This is a genomic window from Flavobacterium psychrophilum, assembly GCA_001708385.1.
Lineage (GTDB): Bacteria > Bacteroidota > Bacteroidia > Flavobacteriales > Flavobacteriaceae > Flavobacterium > Flavobacterium psychrophilum_A.
Genome location: CP012388.1, coordinates 2339649 through 2362383 on the forward strand (window position 1 = coordinate 2339649; position 22735 = coordinate 2362383).

General features: G+C 38.7%; 17 protein-coding genes. 11 read left to right on the forward strand and 6 right to left on the reverse strand.

Features of this window, described 5'->3' with window-relative positions; all coding sequences use genetic code 11:
* Positions 1-185: 185 nt before the first annotated feature.
* From ALW18_10220 to ALW18_10250, 7 genes are all read left to right on the forward strand, one after another.
* Positions 186-3515: a glutamyl-tRNA synthetase gene (locus tag ALW18_10220; protein AOE52852.1), complete on the forward strand. Its 3330-nt coding sequence runs from the start codon at positions 186-188 to the stop codon at positions 3513-3515.
* Positions 3508-3927, forward strand: a complete 420-nt coding sequence (locus tag ALW18_10225) for an rRNA maturation factor (GenBank protein ID AOE52853.1) — start codon at positions 3508-3510, stop codon at positions 3925-3927. The genes ALW18_10220 and ALW18_10225 overlap by 8 nt, the downstream gene beginning before the upstream one ends.
* Positions 3928-4078: 151 nt before the next feature.
* On the forward strand, positions 4079-5950 hold the full coding sequence (locus ALW18_10230; protein ID AOE52854.1) for a tRNA uridine 5-carboxymethylaminomethyl modification protein: 1872 nt from the start codon (positions 4079-4081) through the stop codon (positions 5948-5950).
* Positions 5951-6024: 74 nt separating this feature from the next.
* Entirely contained in the window at positions 6025-6474 is a 450-nt protein-coding gene (locus tag ALW18_10235; protein ID AOE52855.1) for a hypothetical protein, read from the forward strand.
* Complete coding sequence (locus ALW18_10240) at positions 6474-7328, forward strand: methyltransferase (GenBank protein ID AOE52856.1); 855 nt, start codon at positions 6474-6476, stop codon at positions 7326-7328. The genes ALW18_10235 and ALW18_10240 overlap by 1 nt, the downstream gene beginning before the upstream one ends.
* A 240-nt stretch (positions 7329-7568) precedes the next feature.
* Positions 7569-8159 (forward strand): hypothetical protein, encoded by a 591-nt coding sequence (locus ALW18_10245; protein AOE52857.1) that lies wholly within the window; start codon positions 7569-7571, stop codon positions 8157-8159.
* A 104-nt stretch (positions 8160-8263) separates the two neighbouring features.
* The gene (locus ALW18_10250) at positions 8264-10549 is read left to right on the forward strand and encodes a helicase (GenBank protein AOE52858.1); all 2286 of its coding nucleotides are present in this window, start codon (positions 8264-8266) and stop codon (positions 10547-10549) included.
* Between the two features lie 82 nt (positions 10550-10631).
* Here the strand turns inward: ALW18_10250 and ALW18_10255 are convergent, their stop codons facing one another.
* The 3 genes from ALW18_10255 to ALW18_10265 form a co-directional block, all read right to left on the reverse strand.
* Entirely contained in the window at positions 10632-11015 is a 384-nt protein-coding gene (locus tag ALW18_10255) for a DoxX family protein (GenBank protein AOE52859.1), read from the reverse strand.
* 4 nt (positions 11016-11019) lie between these two features.
* On the reverse strand, positions 11020-12168 hold the full coding sequence (locus tag ALW18_10260; GenBank protein AOE52860.1) for a DNA polymerase III subunit delta': 1149 nt from the start codon (positions 12166-12168) through the stop codon (positions 11020-11022).
* A 67-nt stretch (positions 12169-12235) separates the two neighbouring features.
* Positions 12236-12826 (reverse strand): hypothetical protein, encoded by a 591-nt coding sequence (locus tag ALW18_10265; GenBank protein ID AOE52861.1) that lies wholly within the window; start codon positions 12824-12826, stop codon positions 12236-12238.
* A gap of 348 nt (positions 12827-13174) precedes the next feature.
* Here ALW18_10265 and pgk point away from each other — a divergent pair, with 348 nt between their 5' ends.
* From pgk to ALW18_10285, 4 genes are all read left to right on the forward strand, one after another.
* On the forward strand, positions 13175-14365 hold the full coding sequence (pgk, locus tag ALW18_10270; GenBank protein ID AOE52862.1) for a phosphoglycerate kinase: 1191 nt from the start codon (positions 13175-13177) through the stop codon (positions 14363-14365).
* Positions 14366-14459: 94 nt separating this feature from the next.
* Positions 14460-16223 carry a murein transglycosylase gene (locus ALW18_10275; GenBank protein ID AOE52863.1) on the forward strand — a complete coding sequence of 588 codons (1764 nt, stop codon included), beginning with the start codon at positions 14460-14462 and terminating at the stop codon, positions 16221-16223.
* Between the two features lie 29 nt (positions 16224-16252).
* The gene (locus tag ALW18_10280; protein ID AOE52864.1) at positions 16253-17230 is read left to right on the forward strand and encodes an endonuclease; all 978 of its coding nucleotides are present in this window, start codon (positions 16253-16255) and stop codon (positions 17228-17230) included.
* A complete protein-coding gene (locus tag ALW18_10285; protein AOE52865.1) occupies positions 17227-17673 on the forward strand; it encodes a GNAT family acetyltransferase in 447 nt (148 codons plus the stop codon). Before ALW18_10280 ends, ALW18_10285 begins: the two co-directional genes overlap by 4 nt.
* Before the next feature lie 111 nt (positions 17674-17784).
* Here the strand turns inward: ALW18_10285 and ALW18_10290 are convergent, their stop codons facing one another.
* The 3 genes from ALW18_10290 to ALW18_10300 all read right to left on the reverse strand — a co-directional run bounded on the left by ALW18_10290 (position 17785) and on the right by ALW18_10300 (position 22582).
* Positions 17785-19671 (reverse strand): peptidase M1, encoded by a 1887-nt coding sequence (locus ALW18_10290; protein ID AOE52866.1) that lies wholly within the window; start codon positions 19669-19671, stop codon positions 17785-17787.
* 69 nt (positions 19672-19740) lie between these two features.
* Positions 19741-21354 carry a peptidase S8 gene (locus ALW18_10295; GenBank protein AOE52867.1) on the reverse strand — a complete coding sequence of 538 codons (1614 nt, stop codon included), beginning with the start codon at positions 21352-21354 and terminating at the stop codon, positions 19741-19743.
* A 370-nt stretch (positions 21355-21724) separates the two neighbouring features.
* Positions 21725-22582: a beta-lactamase gene (locus tag ALW18_10300; GenBank protein AOE52868.1), complete on the reverse strand. Its 858-nt coding sequence runs from the start codon at positions 22580-22582 to the stop codon at positions 21725-21727.
* Positions 22583-22735: the final 153 nt, after the last annotated feature.

Here is a 22735-nt window from a genome sequence, read left to right on the forward strand (position 1 = left end):
AGCTGCAAAGATACAATTATGAATTTTCCTTGACAGCTAATTTAGTCAGGGAATTTTGTACTGAGGTTAAGTTATTAACAAGAACAACCGTTGATTGCTCATAACCCATCAGATAAATAGATTTTTTACGTTTAATACTCCACGGGAATTTGTATTTTTAGCAGTTATTAACAATTGTCTGTATTTTGGAAGCAAAAAATGTTATCTATTCTAAGCTTGAAGCGTTTATAAGAAAGTATTATACCAACGAACTTTTACGTGGAACAATCTTTTTTATAGGGCTGGGGCTGCTATATTTTATATTCACATTACTTGTAGAATATTTCCTCTGGCTATCTTCCGGCGGAAGGACTACTTTGTTCTGGTTGTTTATAACTGTAGAAGTTTTTCTTCTGTTCAGGTTTATCCTGTTCCCGATATTTAAACTTTTTAAATTACAAAAGGGAATAGATTACACACAGGCATCTCAGATTATCGGGAGGCATTTTTCTGAAATTAATGACAAGCTTACCAACTTCCTTCAACTGTCTTCACAGGGAGACCAGTCAGAATTATTGTTGGCATCTATAGAGCAGAAGGCAGACAATCTTCAGCCGGTGCCTTTTACAAATGCTGTTAATTTTAAAAAGAATGTAAAGTACATTCCTTATGCTGCCATACCTGTATTGCTGATTCTATTCTTTATGATCAGCGGAAATTCTGCCATATTTACGCAGAGCCTTGATAGGGTAGTGCATTACGGCAAGCATTACGCACCGCCCGCTCCGTTTGAATTTATTGTTATTAATAATTCGCTAACAGCACAACAGGATACCGATTTTATTCTTGAAGTGAAAACGCAGGGTAATGTAGTTCCTGAAAATGCTATGATAACTATCGGCAAAGAGAACTACTATTTGGAAAATGTAAAGCCGGGCGTATTTCAGTACCGTTTTGAAAAGCCTGCTAAAAATATAGAATTTCAGCTAAACGCAAATGATGTTACATCTCAGCCGTACCAGTTGAATGTTGTTGCAGTACCAACTATCGCTAATTTTGAAATGGTGCTTAACTTTCCATTGTATCTTGGCAGGAAATCAGAGGTTGTTAAGGGTAGTGGTAATGCTGTTGTACCGGAAGGAACAAAAGTAATATGGAAAGTAAATGCTCTTGCAACCACTTCTATCGAATGGGCGGGCCAGGGACAGATATTTAGCTTTGCAAATAATGAAAATACCTTCTCATTGTCTAAAAGTATAATGCAGAATACAGAATATCAGATACTTACTTCTAATAATAAGGTAAAACACCACGAAAAACTACAATATCAGCTTACAACTATCAAAGATCAGCACCCAACCATCTCTGTGAGCAATGCACCGGACAGTTTGAAGCTTGAAAGGGAAATAATTCTAGGTCAGATTTCTGATGATTATGGTTTAACTAAATTACAGATCGTGTATTATCCACAGGATAATCCCGAGGTTGCCAAACGTGGAACACTACCAGTAAAGAAAGATGTGTACGATCGTTTTTACTATACATTCCCAAATGGGTTAACGCTTCAACAGGGTGTTAACTATGAATACTATTTTGAAGTTTTTGATAATGATGCTGTGCATAATTATAAATCGGCTAAGTCATCTGTGTTCTCACATAGGGAAAAAACACAGGAAGAAAAACGTGAAGAAGCATTGCAGGATCAGAATAGCAACATCAACAGTCTTGAAAAATCTATAAAAAATCAGGACAAGCAGATTGGCGAAATGGATAAGCTGCAGAAGATGGGCAAGGAGAAAGATAACATGGATTTTAAAGACCAGAAGAAAGTTCAGGATTTCATTAACCGTCAAAAACAACAGGATGAGATGATGAAAGAATTTTCTAAAAAGCTTGAAGATAATCTTGAAAAATTCAATCCCGAAAAGAAGGATGAATTTAAAGAGGAGCTTATGAAGCGTCTTGAGAAAAATCAGAAAGAGGCAGAGAAAAACAAAAAGCTTCTGGATGAATTGAAAGACCTTGCCAATAAACTTAAGAAAGAAGAATTGTTTGATAAGGTAGATCAGCTTAAGAAAAACAGTAAAAGCCAGACTAAAAACCTGGAGCAATTGGTAGAACTTACCAAGCGCTTTTATGTTGAAAAGAAAGCTGAACAACTTGCGGATAAATTAAAAGATCTTGGTGACAAAGAAGAAAAGCTTTCTGAAAGTGATAAGAATTCTGCCGAGAAGCAGGAAGATATAAAGAGAGATTTTGACCAGATTAAAGAAGAACTTCGTGAACTTGAAAAGCAAAATGAAGATCTTAAAAAACCTATGGATATCCCTACCGATAAAAATGAAGAAAAGAGTGTAGAGGAGGATATGAAAAAAGCGTCTGATGAACTAAAAAAAGAAAGTAAAGACAGTAAGCAAAAAGCGAAGCCTAAACAAAAATCTGCTGCCCAAAAGATGAAAGAAATGGGAGGCAAGATGATGGAAGGTATGATGAGTGGTGATATGGAACAGATGGAAGAAGATGTAAAAATGCTTCGCCAGATCTTGGATAACTTACTTGCGTATTCATTTTCTCAGGAAGATGTAATGGGTAAATTCAAAGGTAGTACAACGCATTCTGCATCGTTTGGTAAGAACCTTAAAAAGCAACAGGATTTAAAGCAGCAGTTCAGGCATGTTGATGACAGCATCTTTGCTATCTCGTTACGTAACCCAAAAATTACAGAACAGGTTACTGCAGAGGTTGGCAATGTTCATTACTACACGGACAAAGCTATTGCCGACTTAGCCGAGAATCTGGTTCCCCGAGGAGTATCCAATCAGCAGTATGCAATTACAGCCGCTAATAAACTGGCCGACTTTTTGAGTGATACACTTAACAACATGCAAATGGAAATGTCAGGGTCTGGTGGTAGTGGCGATCCTAAACCGGGTAAGTCGGGTAAAGGAGATATGCAGTTACCGGATATTATACAGAAACAAGAAAAGCTTGCTAAGAAAATGCAGGAAGGCAAAGAAGGTAAAGATGGGAAAAAAGGTGAAGGTAAAGAAGGCGAACCTAAGCCAGGTGGTAAAGAAAAAGGTAAAGGCCAGGGAGAAGGTGAAGGCGAGGATGGAGATAACGAAGGCGACGCCGGAGAGATTTTAGAGATTTACAAAGAACAGCAACAGCTACGGGAAGCGTTACAAAAAGCTTTAGAAAAAGAGGGTATGGGTGGCAACGGCCAGAATGCCGCACGCCAAATGAAAGAGATCGAAAAGCAATTGTTGAATAAAGGTTTTAAAGGCGATGCGATGCAAAAGATGCAGAACTTAAAACACGAACTTTTAAAATTAGATAAGGCTATTCAACAACAGGGTGAAGAAAACAAAAGGCAGTCGCAAACCAATACAAAAGAGTTTAGTAATAGCGCAAACCGTATTCCTGATGCCCTTAAAGAATATTTGAATAGTGTAGAGATTTTAAATAGACAAAGCTTACCTTTGCGCCCAAATTTTAACCAAAGGGTGCAAGCCTATTTCAGAAAAGATGATTAGTTTTAATTACGAAACGAGCTTTGAGCTTAAGGATGAAAACCAATACGAAGAGTGGTTATCACGTGTTATAGAATCTGAGGATAAAACAGAAGGGGAGATTAATTATATCTTTTGTGATGATGAATACCTTCTTCAAAAGAACATAGAGTTTTTAGATCACGATACTCTTACAGATATAATTAGTTTTGATTATACAATGGGTAATCTTTTAAGTGGAGATATCTTTATTTCTGTAGAGAGGGTTAAAGAAAATGCAGAGGAGTTTAAAGTTTCTTTTGATGACGAATTGAAGCGTGTAATGGCTCACGGGGTATTACACTACTGCGGTTATAAGGATAAGACAGAACACGATTCAGCATTGATGCGTTCTAAAGAAGACGAAAAGATTCAGCTGTTCCACGTGGAACAGTAGCTTAAATATCCAACTAATTAGTGAGCGTTCCACGTGGAACACTTACAGAAATTCAAGTCCAATATATATGAACGTTCCACGTGGAACGTACTGCTTGGCAAAATTTTATAATGCAATTTTAAACGTTCCACGTGGAACAGGGAGAGTAAAAATGTTTAACGAGGTATATGATGTTATAGTGGTAGGTGCAGGGCATGCAGGTTCTGAAGCGGCTGCGGCTGCAGCGAATCTGGGTTCGAAAACACTGCTTGTTACAATGAGTTTGCAAAACATTGCGCAGATGTCTTGTAATCCTGCCATGGGTGGGATTGCAAAAGGACAGATCGTTCGTGAGATTGACGCGCTTGGTGGATACTCAGGTATTGTTTCAGATAAGACAGCAATCCAGTTCAGGATGCTCAACAAATCAAAAGGTCCGGCTATGTGGAGCCCACGTGTGCAAAGTGATAGAATGCGCTTTGCAGAAGAGTGGAGGCTTATGCTGGAGCGTACCACAAATCTTGATTTTTATCAGGAGATGGTTTCTGGAATTTTGATGGAGAATGGTAAGGTGACGGGTATAAGAACATCACTTGGAATTGAAATCAAAGCCAAATCTGTGGTGCTGACAAACGGAACTTTTCTGAACGGACTAATCCATATTGGTGAGAAACAATTTGGTGGTGGAAGGGCAGGAGAGAGTGCTGCATACGGAATCACAGAAGATTTAGTTCGTGCAGGTTTTGAAGCCGGACGTATGAAAACAGGTACGCCACCACGTGTTGATGGTCGTTCGCTTGATTACTCAAAAATGATAGAACAACCGGGTGATGTCAACCCGGATAAGTTTTCATATATGGATATAACAAAGCCGCTGACGCATCAGCGTTCTTGTTATATGACGTACACATCAGAACTTGTTCATGATGTGCTTCGTGAAGGTTTTGATCGTTCGCCTATGTTTAACGGTCGTATCAAAAGCCTTGGTCCAAGATACTGTCCGTCTATAGAAGATAAAATAAACCGTTTTGCAGACAAAGACCGTCACCAGCTTTTTGTTGAACCAGAGGGGTGGGATACGGTGGAAGTGTATGTAAACGGATTTTCGACCTCCCTTCCGGAGGATGTTCAGTTTAAAGCATTGCGCAGTGTCGAAGGATTTGAGAATGTAAAATTCTTCCGTCCCGGATATGCTATTGAGTACGATTATTTTCCGCCAACGCAGTTAAAGCATACGCTTGAGACCAAATTAGTGGATGGTTTATATTTTGCGGGACAGATTAATGGTACTACCGGTTATGAAGAGGCCGCATCGCAAGGACTGATGGCTGGTATAAATGCTGCGCTAAAAGTTCAGGATAAGGCACCTTTAATTCTGAAGCGTAATGAGGCATACATAGGTGTGCTTATTGATGACCTTATTACGAAAGGTACGGAGGAACCGTACCGTATGTTTACTTCGCGTGCAGAATACAGGACATTATTGCGTCAGGACAACGCAGATTTTCGCTTAACGCCGCTTTCATATGAAATTGGGCTTGCATCTGAAGAAAGAATGCGCAAAATGGAGAAAAAACGCGACGAAAGTGATGCTTTTGTCAACTTTTTTAAGGACACAAGCGTAAGTGTTGCCGAGGCTAACCCAATTCTGGAGGAAAAAGCCTCTTCACCGATTTCTCAGCCTGATAAAATGTTTAAGGTGTTTTCACGTCCGCAAATTGACCTTGAGGATATCCTTAAATTCGAAAAAGTGAAAAATTATGTTGAAGAGCATAATTTGGATAGGGAAGTGATTGAACAGGCCGAAATTCAGGTGAAATATTCGGGCTACATAGAAAAAGAGAAAAATAATGCAGATAAGCTTAACAGACTTGAAGATGTGAAAATTCCAGAGAATTTCGATTTTAGTAAAATCAAGTCTTTATCTTTTGAAGCAAGAGAGAAATTGAAAAAAATCAAGCCGGTAACTATTTCTCAGGCATCCCGTATCAGCGGTGTGTCTCCGAGTGATATCTCTGTGCTATTAATACATATGGGACGATAATGGTAATGTTTCACGTGGAACGATTTTTAAAACCCTTTTTATTAAAAGGGTTTTTTGTATTTTTTGTCTGTTTAATGTTTACATCATGTATAACACCAAGACATACAGTTGAAATTAATGATTATATCTTGTTGTTGGACGGTAAAGAGCTTTTAGGTCACAAGAAAGGACTTACAGCTTTTGTTTTTGAAAACAACCAAAAGAAAATGCCGTTTCAGCAGTTTCTAATGGCAAAATATAATTTAGGTCCTACAGAGGAATTAAATTATTACGTGAATGTCGAAAATATACGATTTAAAGTTTTTTTATATACCAACGATGAGCTTAATAAATATTTCGACACTTCGCAATTTATGGTCTCTAATTTTGAAACTGAGGTAAACAGGGTAGGGTCTTCAGCCAACTTTTTGGCCGTCTCGGTAATAAACGATAATAATGAAGATTGCCTTGCCGAGGGATCGTTATTTCAAAGTATAGCAGTAAAATATCTTAAAGATTTAAAATACGAATACTATAACTATTAATGGATTTTTCAAACAACAACATTTATATTACCGTAAAAGATTATTCGGTCTCCGGTGAAGAATTTCAGCTTCTATTAGATGAAGAACTTCAAATGCTAAAAACATATCCGCAACCTACTCTGGATAAACTAGGTGCTTACTACGAAAGCGACGACTATATTTCTCATACCGACGGGAAGCGGTCTCTATTTGAAAAACTGTATCATACTGTTAAGCAAAAAGCATTACGTGATAAAATAAAACTGATTGAAGGGTTTCAACCTGGCAAAGGTAATATTCTTGATATTGGGGCCGGAACAGGAGATTTTCTAGTTATGGCCAAGAGCAAAGGTTGGGAGATAGTCGGATTAGAACCCAATCCAAAAGCTAAAGCTAGTGCACAGGCTAAAGGTGTTATCTTTTTAGAAGAGTTGTCACAAATGCCCGATCGCTCGGCTGATATAATTACAATGTGGCATGTGCTTGAACATGTTCCTGATATCGAGAATCAGATTGCCGAATTGAAACGAATTCTGAAGCCGGGAGGAACGATAATTATAGCCGTGCCTAATTTCAAATCATACGATGCGCAGTACTATGGAAAACATTGGGCAGCATATGATGTGCCAAGGCATCTTTGGCATTTTTCTAAAACTTCAATAAAATTACTTTTTGCAAAGCAAGGGATGGAGTTAATAAAAGTCCTTCCAATGAAATTTGATAGTTTTTATGTAAGTCTATTGTCAGAAAAATACAAGACAGGAAAAATGAATTTCATTAAAGGATTTTTTACTGGTTTACGTTCAAATTTGAAAGCAACGCAAAATTTTGAGTATTCTTCTCATATTTACGTGATAAAAATGGCAAAAAACTAAATAAAAAGCGTTTAATAAACGTTTTTATGCAGAAGCGATATGTTTGTACCAACGTTTTTTAATACTTGATTACGGGGCTTTATATGAAGTCTATTTCGATTGAAGATGTTTATAGCATTAATGTGTTTCAATAAATTTTCCTTATACCTTAAAATTTTGTCAAAAACGCTCTTTTTTTGGTACTTGGCAACTAATTATTACTTTTACGAAAATTTTTAAAAAATAATTTAAAATCAGGAAATGAAAAAATCACTTTTGATAATCGGTTTTGCCCTTGCGGTAATCTCATGCAATAAAGAAACAACAACTACAACTGCAGGTTTAAAAACTGCATATGTTGATACTTCTAAAATTGTTCAGGACTTAGAAGAGTTTAAAGAACTTGAATCGCAAAGTAAAACAAAACAGGAAGTGATGGGCCGCGAGCTTGAAACTAAAGTAAACCAATTCAAATTGGATGCTGCAAGTTTCCAGGAAGAAGCGAAAGCGAAAGGTATGCAATGGGCTCAGTTAAGAGGACAGGAATTACAGAAAAGAGAGCGTGAACTCGGTATTATGCAGGAGACTATGGTTAAACAACTTCAGGATGAATTTGGAGTTAAAAACGATACACTGATTGGTAAAATCAAGAAATACGTTAAAGATTACGGTAAGAAAAACGGATATGATTATATCTACGGATCTGGCGATGTAGTTAGTATTATGTATGCTAAAGACGGATATGATATTACTGATAAAATTACTAAAGAATTAAACGACAGCTACAAAGGATCTGCTAAGAAAGAAGATGCCCCAAAAGTTGAACCGGCTAAGGCAGAAGAGAAAAAGTAATTTTTTCATGTGAAACATAGAATGCTTCCCTTTATGGAAGCATTTTTTTTGCGCATAAATCTGTATAAAAATCTGTAATTTCGCAACCTTCAATTATACGCCTCATGGAAAATCTCTCTACAGCCGCATCTTACGCCTTACGTTTTATAAATCAGACAAATAGGTCTGTTTTTCTTACTGGAAAAGCAGGTACAGGCAAGACCACGCTGTTACGCGAGATAATAAGAACTACACATAAAAACGTTGTTGTTGTAGCACCTACAGGCATTGCAGCTTTAAATGCCGGCGGAGTTACTATACATTCCATGTTTCAATTGCCTTTTGCCGGATTTATTCCGGAGCACAATCAACCCCCGCAATTCTCTGATTATGTGAAGTTTGAAACCAAAGATACACTTAGGCGTCACTTTAGGATGCGTGCTGATAAACAGTCGGTTATTAATAATCTGGAACTGCTGGTTATTGACGAAGTAAGTATGCTTCGCGCCGACCTCCTGGATGCGATGGATTTCATGTTGCGCTCTGTTCGTAAGAAAAATCTACCATTTGGAGGGGTACAGGTTTTATATATTGGTGACCTTTTACAGCTGCCACCGGTGGTAAGAAATGAAGAGTGGGAAGTGCTTCGTAATTACTATAAAGGTAAATTCTTTTTCCATTCGCATGTGGTCCAGCAAGATCCGCCAATGTATATTGAACTCGATAAAATTTACAGGCAGACCGATAGTACCTTTATCGATGTTCTTAATAATCTGAGGAACAACGTAATAACAGAAAATGATCTTAAAATACTAAACACTTTTGTTCAACCTGATTTTGATTCAACAAAGCATACAGGATATATAACACTTACCACCCACAATGCCAAAGCTGATGCTATGAACGCAACATCGTTAGAAGAACTGGATGAGAAACAGTTTACCTACCATCCTGAAATTGTGGGGGATTTTCCGGATAAGATCTATCCTGTGGAAAGCGAACTAAAGCTTAAAGTAGGAGCACAGGTAATGTTCATTAAGAACGACCTTTCGCCGGAGAAAAAATATTTCAATGGAAAAATTGGTGTAATCAAATCATTATCAGATGAAGAAGTGTTGGTGCATTTCCCTGAAGAAGATGAAACGATAGAAGCAACAAAGTATGAATGGCAAAACGTTCGCTATTATGTGGATGAAGTTACCAAAGAAATAAAAGAAGATGTTTTAGGTACGTTTGTACATTATCCTTTAAAGCTCGCATGGGCTATTACTGTACACAAGAGCCAGGGTCTTACGTTTGACAAAGCTGTGCTTGATGTCTCGCAGGTTTTTATGCCGGGGCAGGCATACGTTGCTCTTTCGCGTTTGCGCTCGTTAGATGGGCTTATTTTGCTTACTCCGATACGCATGAATGGTATCTCGAGCGATGCCGATGTGATAGGTTATGCATCCGGCAGGGCAGAGGAGGGCGAACTTGAAAATTCATTAAAACAGGAAACAGAACGTTTTATAGCCAACTTTCTGAAAAACAGCTTTGAATGGGCAGACCTGGCTACCGACTGGCAACGACATAAAATGAGTTACCTGCAGGAAGGAGATAAAGCACTTAAAGCAAAATACCGCGAATGGGCTAACCGTCAGGAAAATAATATTCACGGACTACTGGATGCGTCCCGAAAATTTATATCGCAACTAGATAAGCTTTTTAGGCAGCAGCCAATTGATATGCAATTTATTGCAGAAAGGGTTAACGCTGCGCACAACTACTTTTTTCCGGTGATGGATCATCTGGCAACAGGGCTTTTGGAAAAAATGGAAGAAGTAAAACGTATCAGGAAAGCAAAAGGATTTTACGAAGAGCTTGCTGAAATGGAAGAGGTGCAAACCGCAGCGGTTATCCGTCTTATGAAATCGAAACTGCTGATGCAGATTGTAAATGAAGGCAAACCTATAAGCCGTGAGCATTTGGTTTCTCCAGAAATACAGTCTTATAAATCTAAAAAAATCGAGGCGCTTCGCGCCGCTCAGCGTCAGAATCCGGCAACGCTTATGGAAGAGCCGGAAGAAGACTATGCAGCAGAACGTTACGCTCCTAAAAAGAAAAAATCGGCAGAGCCTAAAAAGACTACGCTGGAAGAAACGCACGAACTTTGGATGCAAAAAATGTCGATTGAAGATATTGCTAAAACAAGGAAGCTTACAGAAACAACGATTCTGAGCCATTTCGCCGGCCTTGTACAATCCGGAAAGGTGAGAGTGGAGGAAGTATTGGCGCAGGATAGAATTATTGCTTTAAAAGAAGCTTTTAAAGGTTTTGAGGGCGAAGCTCTGGGAGGGCTAAAAGAAAAATTCGGCGATGACTTTACCTGGGGCGAATTAAGGCTTTACAGGGCAAGCCTTCAGGATAATTAAAATAAAGATGCGAACCCACTAAGGTTCGCATTTTTTATATGTTCAGGACTATGTGTTAATCCAAAAATCTAATAATCGGATATTACAACCAGGTAAGCAGCAGTACTGCCGGGATAAAATAGATAACAATAGTTCTTGCACCATCATAATCTTTAGCCATACGCTGACCCAGTAAAAGAAACAGCAGCGTTACGCAAGACAATACTCCACCCCAAAAGGCAAATTCGGTTTCACCGTTTACTAAAATCTGGATAGCACCAATAACAGAAAATGCGCCTGCAAAAATTTCAAGAACCAGTATTAAAAAAAGCGATTGCGGCACAATATTTTTGATAGGTGCTGCTGCAAAGTGACCTTTAAGCCAGCCGACATTGCCTTTCCAGTCAGAAATTTTGTCGTAGCCTGATTGTATGAAGGTTATGGCAAGAAACAATAACGTAATGATAATTGCGGTATGCGTATACATAATCTTATTTTTTATGGATTAAACGTGTTAGTTTTATTGATAGGTCGGTTAATATTATTTTGGCATTTCCGTTACGCTCAATATGATACAGCGCATCGCTAAGCTCTTTAAAAATGTCGTTGATGTTGTTGCCGTTTACAAAGGGCGCAAAATTTTCCAGCTTAAATTTATCAACAGTCGGTTCCATGAAAACCAGTTCTTTAGCATTGTAATTTAGTAGTAGTGCCTGTCGGAACATATCGATGCAAAAATTTAAAAACTGCTTTTGGGCTTCACGGCCAATACCCGCAATAGCTTCGCTCCACGCAATAAGATCCTGAATGGCAGCGGCATTTCCCTTGGCACGAAAGGCGGCACGCACCCACATAACGAACCATTCTTCAAAAGGTTTGTTGTCATCGGTGTTGTGTAAAAGATGCAGCGCTTTATTGTAGTTGCCCTGTGCCTGGTGTGCTACTTTTTGAGCGGCACGCGGATCCATATTTTCACGTGAAACCAATGCATCTATAATTGGCTTTTCGCCAACGGGTCCAAAGTTAAGTACCTGACAGCGTGAAAGTATTGTCTGAAGGATATCATCCTGGCTTTCGGCAATAAGAATAAAAACCGTTTTTTCGGGTGGTTCCTCTAAAAGCTTAAGTAGTTTATTGGAGGTGGCAGTATTCATTTTGTCGGCCATCCAGATAATCATCACTTTGTAGCCACCTTCATAGGCTTTCAGCGAAAGCGACTTTACAATTTCAAGGGCCTCATCTACACCAATCTGACCCTGTTTATTCTGGATATCAATTTTTTTATACCAGTCGAACAAACTTCCGTACGGAGTTTCCTCAACAAACTCACGCCAGTATTTTAAAAAGTTGGCACTTACGGGATGGCTTTTAACTTCGCTGTTAGACGCTACCGGAAATACAAAATGCAGATCGGGATGCGACAGGTTGCGGAATTTAAGGTTGCAGGCATCATTGCCATTTGAATTTTCGCCGCCGTTATTGCTGCATAAAATATACTGTGCATAGGCAATAGCCATTGGTAAAGTACCTGATCCTTCGGGGCCTATAAAAAGCTGCGCATGCGGAATACGCGCCGATGAAGCACTCGTGGTTAGGTAGTTTTTAATATGGTCCTGGCCTAAAATTTCTGAAAAAAGCATGGAGCAAATATAGTAGAAATAGTGGTAGGGTTGCAATGGGCATTTCAGTAACTTAATTCTCTAGGAATTAATCTAAAAATTTTAAACCGACTTTAGGTTGAGACAAAAACAAAGCTTTTTGTTTTACAGGCGGACTATTGACTACTATCAGATAGCTTATGTTTTCAGATAGTTCTGCTAAAAACATTTTACCAGGTTCATTAGAGGTAAGTCCGTCTTTTAATATCCCCTCATTCAGACTTTCATAAAATAAATTAATGTTATCAGAAGTGGTTTCGGTAGTTCCATATTTGTCAGAGATCTGCCTGAATGAAATACCAAAATTATATTCTATAGGAATTGATTTTTGTAACTTTTGGTAGCTCTCATTGCCAAGAGTATCCTTATTTAAGGAAATGATAGAACAATTGTAAATACTGATTTGCTCTACTGCTCTTACCAGATAAACATCATTACTATTGATAACAATATCACCCGGATTTTTATCTGAACAAAGGTGAAATACATCGCCATCCGCTTCTAAAACTGCAAAGTCTGTTATGGCGGTATCGGCTGCAGTCGCGAAGAATTCACGTGCTGTTTTTTCGGTAATTATCTTGTCCTGTGCGGAACAATAAACAACAATAAACAGCAGTATGATTGTGGTTAATATTTTCATGGGTTAATTTTTTGGTGTAAACACGCTAACTTGTTTTTTAATTACAAGCGTAAAGCAAAATGTAGTTGCTGTTTTCATGGTAGTGATTTAGAGATGATTGATGTAAGATTACTTTTACTGTATAACGGGTTGCGAACACGTTATAGTGTATACAGACTACAAAAGTTTTGTTACAGAATACTACCGTTTCATGTGTTAAATGAAAATTTAACACCAATGTAATTAATTGAAATGTAGATATTTGCATTGTATCTAAAAATCTTTTTGAACAATTTGTTGGCAACTTATTAACATAAACGCCTATATTTGCCTTTGTACTATTTCTAAATAAAACTAAAAACCACATTAATGAAAACCCTTGCCGATATTAATTTTGCAGATAAGAAAGCTTTAATCCGTGTTGACTTTAACGTACCTCTGGATGAGAACTTTAAAGTAACAGACACCACTAGAATTGAAGCAGCAAAACCAACAATCGACAAGATATTAAAAGATGGCGGAAGCGTTATCTTAATGTCGCACTTAGGCAGGCCAAAAGGCGTTGAAGAGAAATATTCATTAAAACATATTGTAGATACAGCTTCTAAAATTCTTGGTGTTGAAGTACAATTTGTTGCTGACAGCATTGGCAGCGAAGTAGAACAGGCAGCAAAAGATTTAAATCCCGGTGAAGTATTGCTTCTTGAAAACCTTCGTTTTTATAAAGAAGAGGAGGCGGGTGATGAAGATTTTGCCAAAAAACTGGCTTCTCTTGGCGATGTTTATGTAAACGATGCTTTTGGTACTGCTCACCGTGCACACGCTTCTACAACGATTATAGCAAATTATTTTCCTGAAAATAAAGTTTTTGGTGAGCTTCTTGCTAAAGAGATCGACAGTCTTAACAAAGTATTAAGAAACAGTGAAAAGCCGGTAACGGCTGTTTTGGGCGGATCTAAAGTATCGTCTAAGATCACGGTTATAGAAAATATATTGGATAAAGTAGACCACCTGATTATTGGTGGTGGTATGACTTTTACATTTATTAAGGCTCAGGGGGGTAAGATAGGCGATTCTATCTGTGAAGATGATAAGCAGGATCTTGCCCTTGAAATTTTAGCGAAAGCTAAAGAAAAGAACGTACAGATACACATTCCTGTTGATGTTATTGCTGCGGATGATTTTAAGAATGACGCTAACACACAGGTTGTTGATGTAACTGCAATTCCTGACGGATGGCAGGGGCTTGACGCAGGGCCAAAATCGCTGGAAAACTTTAAAAAAGTTATTCTTGAGTCGAAAACTATTCTTTGGAATGGCCCGCTAGGCGTTTTTGAAATGGAAAACTTTGCCAAAGGAACAATAGAACTTGGCAATTTTATAGCCGAAGCTACAGATAAAGGCGCTTTCTCTCTGGTAGGAGGAGGAGATTCAGTAGCAGCCGTTAAGCAATTTGGCCTTGAGTCAAAAATGAGCTATGTGTCTACCGGAGGCGGTGCCATGCTTGAAATGCTTGAAGGCAAAACACTACCGGGTATCGCTGCGATACAGGGAGAATAGTGTTAAAGTTTGCAATAGAATTCAAATAGTAAAGTTATCATACATTGTTACTTTGTAATGCATTGTAATTTAACTGATTAAAAAAGTAAATTAGATGAGTAAAAAGAAAACATTGTCATTAGTTTTCGCACTGCTATCCTTCGCAGCGTTTGCCCAGGAAAGTGCCCAAACCGACATTTCACCGGTTACCCCTGTTATTAAAATTTCGTTCTTAGATTCTATTAAATCATCATTCGTTCGTCATAGCGATATGGCTTGTGTAGACAGCCTTTGGGTTAATGAACTTACCAATCAGGATCTTTTTGACAACATGCAGGACGATCTTAAAAGGTTAAACCCTGATGAAGAGGTAGATTACAGTCTTTCAACTGATTTACTAAAAGAAAGGCTTGCTAAAATGGATGCTAAATCGCCATTTAATATCGAATACAGCAAAGGCCTTGAAAACATAATTAAGTCGTACCTGAAAAACAGGCCGAGATCTTATGAAAGATTAATGGCTATATCAGAGTATTACTTCCCGATGTTTGAAGAGCACCTTGCAAAATACAACGTGCCAATTGAGATTAAATATCTTGCCGTTATAGAGTCTGCACTAAACCCGAGAGCTAAATCGAGGGTAGGGGCTACAGGACTTTGGCAATTTATGTATCCTACAGGAAAGCAGTATAACCTTGAGGTTAACAGCTATGTAGACGAAAGGAGCGATCCTATTAAAGCTACAGAAGCTGCGTGCCAATATCTAACAAGCCTTTACAATATGTTTGGCGATTGGGATCTTGTATTGGCATCGTACAATGCGGGTCCGGGTAACGTTACTAAAGCTATACGCCGTTCAGGAAGCTACAGCAATTACTGGAACATCCGTAAAAACCTTCCGAAAGAAACTCAGGCTTATGTACCAACCTTCCTTGCCACAATGTACATTTACGAATATGCAAAAGAGCATGGCATTAAAGGTAAAAAAGCACCCGTAACCTATTTTGAAACAGACACTATTATGGTAAAGCGCCAGATGTCTTTCAAACAGGTTGCTCAATTGCTTGATGTACCGATATCGCAACTACAATTGCTAAACCCAATTTACAAACTGGATGTTATTCCGTACACTACTGAGAAAGCCCATTATTTAAGGCTTCCTAAAGAAAAGATAGGATTGTTTACATCTAATGAGAATGCTATTTACGCTTATCTTGATCATGAAGACAGCAAAAGGGAAAGGCCTTATTTTATAGACAAGCCAGAAACTGCAATTGCTTCTATTAAGCGCGACAGTTCAATATCAAAAGCTGTGGCATCTACATCGCCTTACAAAAAAGAAAGAACTGCATCTGTAGCTACCAAAGTCCACACCGTGAAGAGGGGTGACAATCTGGGTGCAATTGCTTCTAAGTATGATGTTAGCGTTGCTGAGCTAAGAAAATGGAATAAAATAAAAGGCAATAATATAATGGCCGGACAAAAAATCAGGATCCAGAAAACGATCATGGTTACTACACCGGTTAAAGAAGAAGCTATTGCTGCAAAAGAACCTAAAGAAACGTCGAAAGCATCGGTCACGGCAAATGCTAAGACTGCTGTTGCTGTGAATAGTTCAGAAGATAATAACGATACTACTGATAACGAAGAACAGGTTGCTGCTAATGATACTAAACCTGTGGTTGTTACACCTGCTAAAAGAAACAGGGAAGTTAACTATGAGCAGGAGCGTATGTACGTTGTTCAAAAAGGAGATTCACTGTTTAGTATTGCAAGAAAGCACCCTGGTGTAACAGTTGAAAATCTTAAAAACTGGAACAAGATACAAGGCGAAAGTATTCAGCCGGGAATGAAACTTAAAGTTCTTGAGGTAAACTAATCTTAAATTTACCCGATAAATATAATTTGATGAAAAGCCTTAAAGCTGCGGTATTACTGGTTTTTGTGCTTTGTTTCGCAGCATGCGGAAAAGATAAGCACGATGATGCCGACTCTTCTAAGGGTAACATCAACGAGATTTCCATTGTAATAAGCGATGTATTATGGAACGGCGAGGTGGGCGACAGCCTTCGTAAAAAGCTTGCGGCTCCGGTAGACGGGCTTACACTGGAAGAACCTATTTTTACCCTTAACCAGGTTCACGACAAATCGTTTGACGGCCCTATGAAAAAGGGCCGCAACATTATCGTTGTTGATAAAGCGGTAAAAAAAGTATTCGACTTTAAACGGAATAATTACTGCGCCCCGCAGAATGTATTTACCATTAAAGGCAAATCTATAGACGAAATACTGGATCTTATAGACATGCATTCGGATGAGATAATCCGAAAGATAAGGGAAACCGAAATCGCCGAAAACCAGCAGAGAAATATAAAGCTTGGGTTACTGGACGAAAAAAAGATAGAGTCGCAGTACAACATCTCTATCAACGTACCGGTTACTTACAGCTATGCTTTACAAAACAATGATTTTGTATGGCTTAAAAAAGATATTCCCAGCGGTAATACTAACATTCTTATTTACAAAGTGCCTTACGATGTTATTGAACACGATAAAACTATCGTGACGAATATCATTAAAATGCGCGATTCTATTGGCAGCCAGTATATACACGGCCAGGAACCGTCTACGTTCATGATTACGGAAGAAGCGTATTCACCTTACCTGTACATGACCAGTTTTAAAGATAAGCGCACTTTTGAAACCCGCGGTAACTGGGAGATGGAAAACGATTTTATGAACGGGCCGTTTCTTAACTATGCCATCCGCGATGATAAGCACAACTGCTATTTAATTATTGAAGGATTTATCTACAGCCCTTCGTCACCTAAAAGAGATTTGGTAATAGAACTGGAGTCTATCATTAAATCGGTTCAGTTTTTATGAAACCACAATTTAAAATAAAGCGATTTAACGAACTTTCTTTAACCGAACTATACAAGACACTGCAATTGCGTAGTGAAGTGTTTGTAGTGGAACAGGATTGCGTCTACCAGGATATAGACGGTAAAGATGAGAAGGCATTACATGTTCTTGGCGTTTATGACGGTGAAATTGCCGCTTACAGCCGTCTTTTTGCACCCGGTGATTACTTTGATAATGCCTCTATAGGCAGAGTTGTTATCGGTGAGAAATTTCGCGACAGAAAATGGGGTCACGATCTTATTGCCGCCGGAATAGTTGCCATTGCAGAAAATTATAAGACATCAGCTATAACTATTTCAGCACAGTTGTATCTTAAAAAATTCTATGAAACCCACGGTTTTGTTCAGGACGGCGAGCAGTATCTTGAGGATGGCATTCCGCATATCAGGATGAATAGAAAATAGTTTTCAGTTTACAGTCGCAGTGTGCAGAGCGTTGTGCTATCAGAATAAAAAAAAGCAGTACTGTGAAGTACTGCTTTTTTGTTTTGTACCTTTTAAACTGTCGATTAAGATCTAGTTCCCGGAATAAACATTATTTTCCCTGTTTACATCGGCCATTAATTCTGCAGGATCTATTACAAGCATTTTAATTGCTTTTTTAGGCTTGTTTATAGTGAAATCGTAAGTTTGGTATGCCCAGTCCCAATCCGGAAGCACAGTGCGCTTTAAATTAGGGTAGGGGTTGTCTTTTATGTAACGCATCATTCGTAGTGGAACATAAAAGGTTTCCTGTGTACCATCTTCATATACCGCGATAATATCTATAGGCATTGGCATACGCCCGATACGCTCCAGAGTAACTTTTGTATTATTACCGTCTTCAGCAGCTTTAATGCTGTAGTCAATAGTGTTTGTAGTTTGTGTCCAGTCTACAAGATACCAGTCCAGCTGGGCACCTGTAAGTTTTTCGGCAGTACGTTTAATGTCGTTTGGTGTTGGGTGCGTAAACTTATAGTCGGCATAAAAACGTTTAATGGTTTGTGCCAGTTTATCTTCACCAATTACATAGCCAAGCTGCGCAAGAAAGATTGAACCTTTGCTGTATGACGATATGCTGTATAGCATGTTCAGGTCAAATCGGTCTGCCTGTGTGCTTAGCGGTTGTTCTTTACCACTTTTTACCATATAAAAGTAATTGGCGTATGAACCTGCGAACGGATTGCTTTCTTCTTCCTTTTTATCTTTTGGAGGCATAAGCGTATGCATAGCAAGGTCTTCTATATAGGTGGTAAAACCTTCGTCCATCCAACCGTGTTTTGTTTCGTTTGATGCCAGCACATGCTGAAACCACGAATGCCCAAACTCGTGTGCGGTAACACCTACAAGGCCTTCATAACTACGACCGGTAATAAGTGTACACATTGCATACTCCATACCGCCATCGCCACCCTGAATTACAGAGTATTGCTTGTACGGATACGGACCAACTGTTTTATTGTAGAATGCAAGTATCTCCGCCGTTTTCGGCTGAAGCCTTTTCCATCCGTCCTGGTTTTCAGGTGTGTTTTTATAGAAGAAGTGAAGTTCTGTATTGTTCTCACCCATTATTTTATCATGGGCGTAATTGTTATCGGCTGCCCATGCAAAGTCGTGTACATTAGGCGCTACAAAATGCCATGTAAGGGTTTTGGCCTTTTTAGGGTACGTAACCTGTACGCCTTCATCCTGATATCCTTTACCAATCTCGTTTTTGTTTTGAAGATATCCCGACCCACCAATTGTATAGTCTTTATCGATTGTGATCTTCACATCAAAATTACCCCAAACCCCATGAAACTCACGGGCTATATAAGGGTTGGCGTGCCAGCCTTCAAAATCGTATTCTGCCATTTTAGGGAACCATTGCGTCATAGAAAGCGCAACACCTTCGCTGCTGTTCCTTCCACTGCGGCGAATCTGTAAAGGTACCTGTCCTTCAAAATCTAACGTAAAAGTTGACGATTTTCCGGGAAGTAGTGGCTTAGCAAGCGTTACCTCAAGGATTGTACCTGCTACTTTATTGGTAGCTGCGGCACCGTCCTGCTTGAGATTTGTAATTTTCAGGTAGCCAATTTCATCGGGCTTAAGGGCGCTTATTCTACTTTCAAAAGTAGTTTTGCCCGCATTTTTAAAGCTCTTAACCATCCTTTTATCCGGATCTGAAATGGCTTTAAGGCGTGCATCCATATCGCTGCCCGGCTGAAAAGCATTATTGTACAAATGATAAAAAACACGTGTAAGTGTGTCTTTAGAGTTATTAGTGTATACCAGCTCCTGTTTACCATTGTAGCGGTACGTCTTTACATCCATAGACACATCCATCTTGTAGTCTACGTGCTGTTGCCAGTAGCCGGGATTAGGATTGTTCTGTGCATATAGGCTGCCAGCCGATAGCACTGCAAGTAAGAGTAGTTTTTTCATGTGTTAAAAATAAAAAAATGGAAGGGATTGCGCCCTTCCATTTATAAAAAATTTTCTATTCTGAATTATTTATTTCTTTTCTCTTGAAACTTTGTCAGCCAGGATAACCGCATTGTATGCATTGATTATTTTACCTGTTCTTGAAATTTCACTGAATGCCCTTTTATCTGCTGGATCACCACCAAGGTTAACCTGAAGATCTACCGATAAGCCGGAGTCCATAATAATATGTTTAACTTGTGGAGCCGTTAGCGTTGGGTAGTAAGAGCGGATAAGTGCTGCTACTCCTGCTGCATTTGGCGAAGCCATAGATGTTCCCTGAAGGTATTCATAGTTATTGTTTGGCGTTGTAGCATAAATTCTAACACCTGGGCTAAAAATATCTACTTCTGTTTTACCATAGTTAGAGAAATCTGCAAGAAGGCTTGAATCGTAGTTATAGCTGATAGCACCAATTGTAAGGAAATTATCTGCAATTTCCGGTCCGCCAATTCTGCTGTCATTAGGGTAACGCTCTGCTGTTTTACCGTCTGCATTAAGGTCCATGCTTTCGTTACCTGCCGCACATACAATTAGCACATCTTTATCAGCAGCATATTTAATAGCATCATATACCCAGTCACTATGCGTAGAGTAATATTTACCAAAGCTTCCGTTGATAACCTTAGCGCCATTGTCTACAGCATAACGAATTGCAAGAGCAACATCTTTATCGTACTCATCACCATCCGGCACGGCACGTACAGCCATAATTTCTACATTGCCGCTTGCAACACCGTCTCCGCCAAGATTATTACCTCTTTGCTGAGCAATGATACCTGCTACGTGAGTACCGTGTTTAGCACCTTCTGCAACCGGGCCGATAACATTGTTATCGCCATAGTTTTTATCGTTAATATCGTCCGGGTTATCGCCTACAACCTTACGGCCGTCAAATTTTTGGTTTAGGTTGTACGCCAGCTGATTGTCGTAATGCTCTTTTCCACCTTCAATTTCTTTATCAAATTCTGCCTTTGGCATACGGCTAAGAATTTGTACTAGCTGAGGTTTTACAGCATTAACAAGCTGATCGTTAGACTTAAGGTTTTTAAGGTCTTCTACAGTATAGTTGCCTTTTTTAAGCTCAGCCCTGATTTTCTGGTCAGCTTTAGCTATAAAATCCATTTGCTGTTTACCTGCCTGAGCTTCTCTTGATTCTTTTTCAAATTCAGCTTTAGCCCTTTTGTAAGTGGCCGAACCGTCATCTCCTTTTTTAAGGATACGAACGTATTCAAGATTTTCATGCTCTGCTTTTCCCAGAAAGTTCCAGCCATGAATATCGTCAATGTATCCGTTGTTATCGTCGTCTTTATTGTTTCCTGCAGTTTCTTTAGGATTGTTCCAGATTACCGGTTTTAGATCGGGGTGGTTAATATCAACGCCAGAATCTACAACGCCTACAACAACTTTTTGGCTTTTTCTGCCTTTAAGAAGTTCATAAGCGCGGTCTACACTCATTCCCGGGATTGTATCGTTTATAAGGTCCAGATGGCTCCAGCGTTTTTCCTGATTTTCTGTAAGAGCTGCTTTTTTAGCAGTTATAGGGGTTTTTATGGCAATTGGTTCTGCCGTGATTTTTGAAGTCCCGCAGCTTGCAAGGGCTAATGCCAATGCAACCGACAGGTAAATTGATCTAAATTTCATAGTCTGTAAGTTACGTATTTTTAGGATAGGTCTAAATTATCCTCATTTTGTTACACAAAATTAGTTATTAACATTAAATTAGGATATTATTTTAGAAAGTTTTTATGAATAAAGACTTTTTAGTGAAGCTGGCGAACTACTTTAGATTAAGTGCCTGTTAAAAAAGAAACCCGCAGCATATATTGCTGTGATTGTATACTAACTCAATCTATTTCAATATCTCCGCGGGTATATATATTTAAAGAATAAATATTCTGTAATTACAATTCGGATATATCTATAGACTGGCTTTATTAAGAAATGTTACACAAAAAAGGAAGTTTTTTTTCAAAAAGGTAAAAAACTTCCTTTTTTTCAAGGATACAGTAGGTTAAAGAATATCGTTGAAGTTAAAATGTTCCTTGAGACGAACACCTTTTTCTGTCTGTTCTACAGTTATAATTTGATTGTGCGCATCATGTTCCAGGAAAAGATAGTAACCTTTTTCTGCTGCGGTATTTAAAAAATGTGCTTTCTCATCTATCGTTAAAAGCGGGCGCGTATCGTAACCCATAACATAAGGTAGCGGAATATGTCCAACTGTAGGTAGTAAATCGGCCATAAAAACAATTGTCTTTCCGTTATATTCAATATGCGGAATCATTTGTTTCTCTGTGTGGCCATCGGCGAAAAATATTCCAAAGCCCAGTTCGCTTTTCTCTAAAAATCCGGCTTGTGGCCTGTCGATAAATTTAAGCTGTCCGCTTTCCTGCATAGGGATTATGTTTTCCGTCAGAAAAGATGCTTTTTCACGGGCATTCGGTCTGGTTGCCCATTCCCAATGATTTTCGTTAGTCCAGAAGTTAGCATTTTTAAATGCCGGTTCGTAACCTGTACGGTCTTTGTTCCACTGAACGCTACCTCCGCAATGGTCAAAATGCAGGTGTGTCATAAACACATCGGTAACATCATCGCGGCTAAAACCATGACTTGCCAATGATTTATCGATGCTATGATCGCCCCACATGGAATAGTAGCCAAAGAATTTTTCACTTTGTTTGTTTCCCATTCCGGTGTCAATTAAAATAAGGCGATTACCATCCTCGATTAGAAGGCAGCGCGCAGCAAGGTCTATTAAGTTGTTATTATCGGCTGGGTTGGTCTTGTTCCATATTGTTTTAGGCACTACGCCAAACATTGCGCCACCATCAAGTTTAAAGTTTCCGCTCTCTATTGGGTATAATTTCATTACTGTAAATTTATAGGAGGCAATTTAACAAATTTGTAGTAAACAGTTGGTATAACTATTGCTTATACTAGTATTTGTATAAAAAGAGTAGTGATTATTGCATTATATAAAAATGTGGTATCTTTGCACTAAATTTAGACTAATTATAAGTAT

Bases quoted from the DNA above. Each gene is read 5' to 3' on its own strand.
- ALW18_10255 (AOE52859.1), bottom strand. From the start codon at position 11,015: ATGTATACGCATACCGCAATTATCATTACGTTATTGTTTCTTGCCATA.
- ALW18_10260 (AOE52860.1), bottom strand. From the start codon at position 12,168: ATGCTTTTTTCAGAAATTTTAGGCCAGGACCATATTAAAAACTACCTA.
- ALW18_10230 (AOE52854.1), top strand. From the start codon at position 4,079: ATGTTTAACGAGGTATATGATGTTATAGTGGTAGGTGCAGGGCATGCA.
- ALW18_10245 (AOE52857.1), top strand. From the start codon at position 7,569: ATGAAAAAATCACTTTTGATAATCGGTTTTGCCCTTGCGGTAATCTCA.
- ALW18_10265 (AOE52861.1), bottom strand. From the start codon at position 12,826: ATGAAAATATTAACCACAATCATACTGCTGTTTATTGTTGTTTATTGT.
- pgk (AOE52862.1), top strand. From the start codon at position 13,175: ATGAAAACCCTTGCCGATATTAATTTTGCAGATAAGAAAGCTTTAATC.
- ALW18_10280 (AOE52864.1), top strand. From the start codon at position 16,253: ATGAAAAGCCTTAAAGCTGCGGTATTACTGGTTTTTGTGCTTTGTTTC.
- ALW18_10250 (AOE52858.1), top strand. From the start codon at position 8,264: ATGGAAAATCTCTCTACAGCCGCATCTTACGCCTTACGTTTTATAAAT.
- ALW18_10300 (AOE52868.1), bottom strand. From the start codon at position 22,582: ATGAAATTATACCCAATAGAGAGCGGAAACTTTAAACTTGATGGTGGC.
- ALW18_10235 (AOE52855.1), top strand. From the start codon at position 6,025: ATGTTTACATCATGTATAACACCAAGACATACAGTTGAAATTAATGAT.
- ALW18_10285 (AOE52865.1), top strand. From the start codon at position 17,227: ATGAAACCACAATTTAAAATAAAGCGATTTAACGAACTTTCTTTAACC.
- ALW18_10275 (AOE52863.1), top strand. From the start codon at position 14,460: ATGAGTAAAAAGAAAACATTGTCATTAGTTTTCGCACTGCTATCCTTC.
- ALW18_10225 (AOE52853.1), top strand. From the start codon at position 3,508: ATGATTAGTTTTAATTACGAAACGAGCTTTGAGCTTAAGGATGAAAAC.
- ALW18_10290 (AOE52866.1), bottom strand. From the start codon at position 19,671: ATGAAAAAACTACTCTTACTTGCAGTGCTATCGGCTGGCAGCCTATAT.
- ALW18_10240 (AOE52856.1), top strand. From the start codon at position 6,474: ATGGATTTTTCAAACAACAACATTTATATTACCGTAAAAGATTATTCG.
- ALW18_10295 (AOE52867.1), bottom strand. From the start codon at position 21,354: ATGAAATTTAGATCAATTTACCTGTCGGTTGCATTGGCATTAGCCCTT.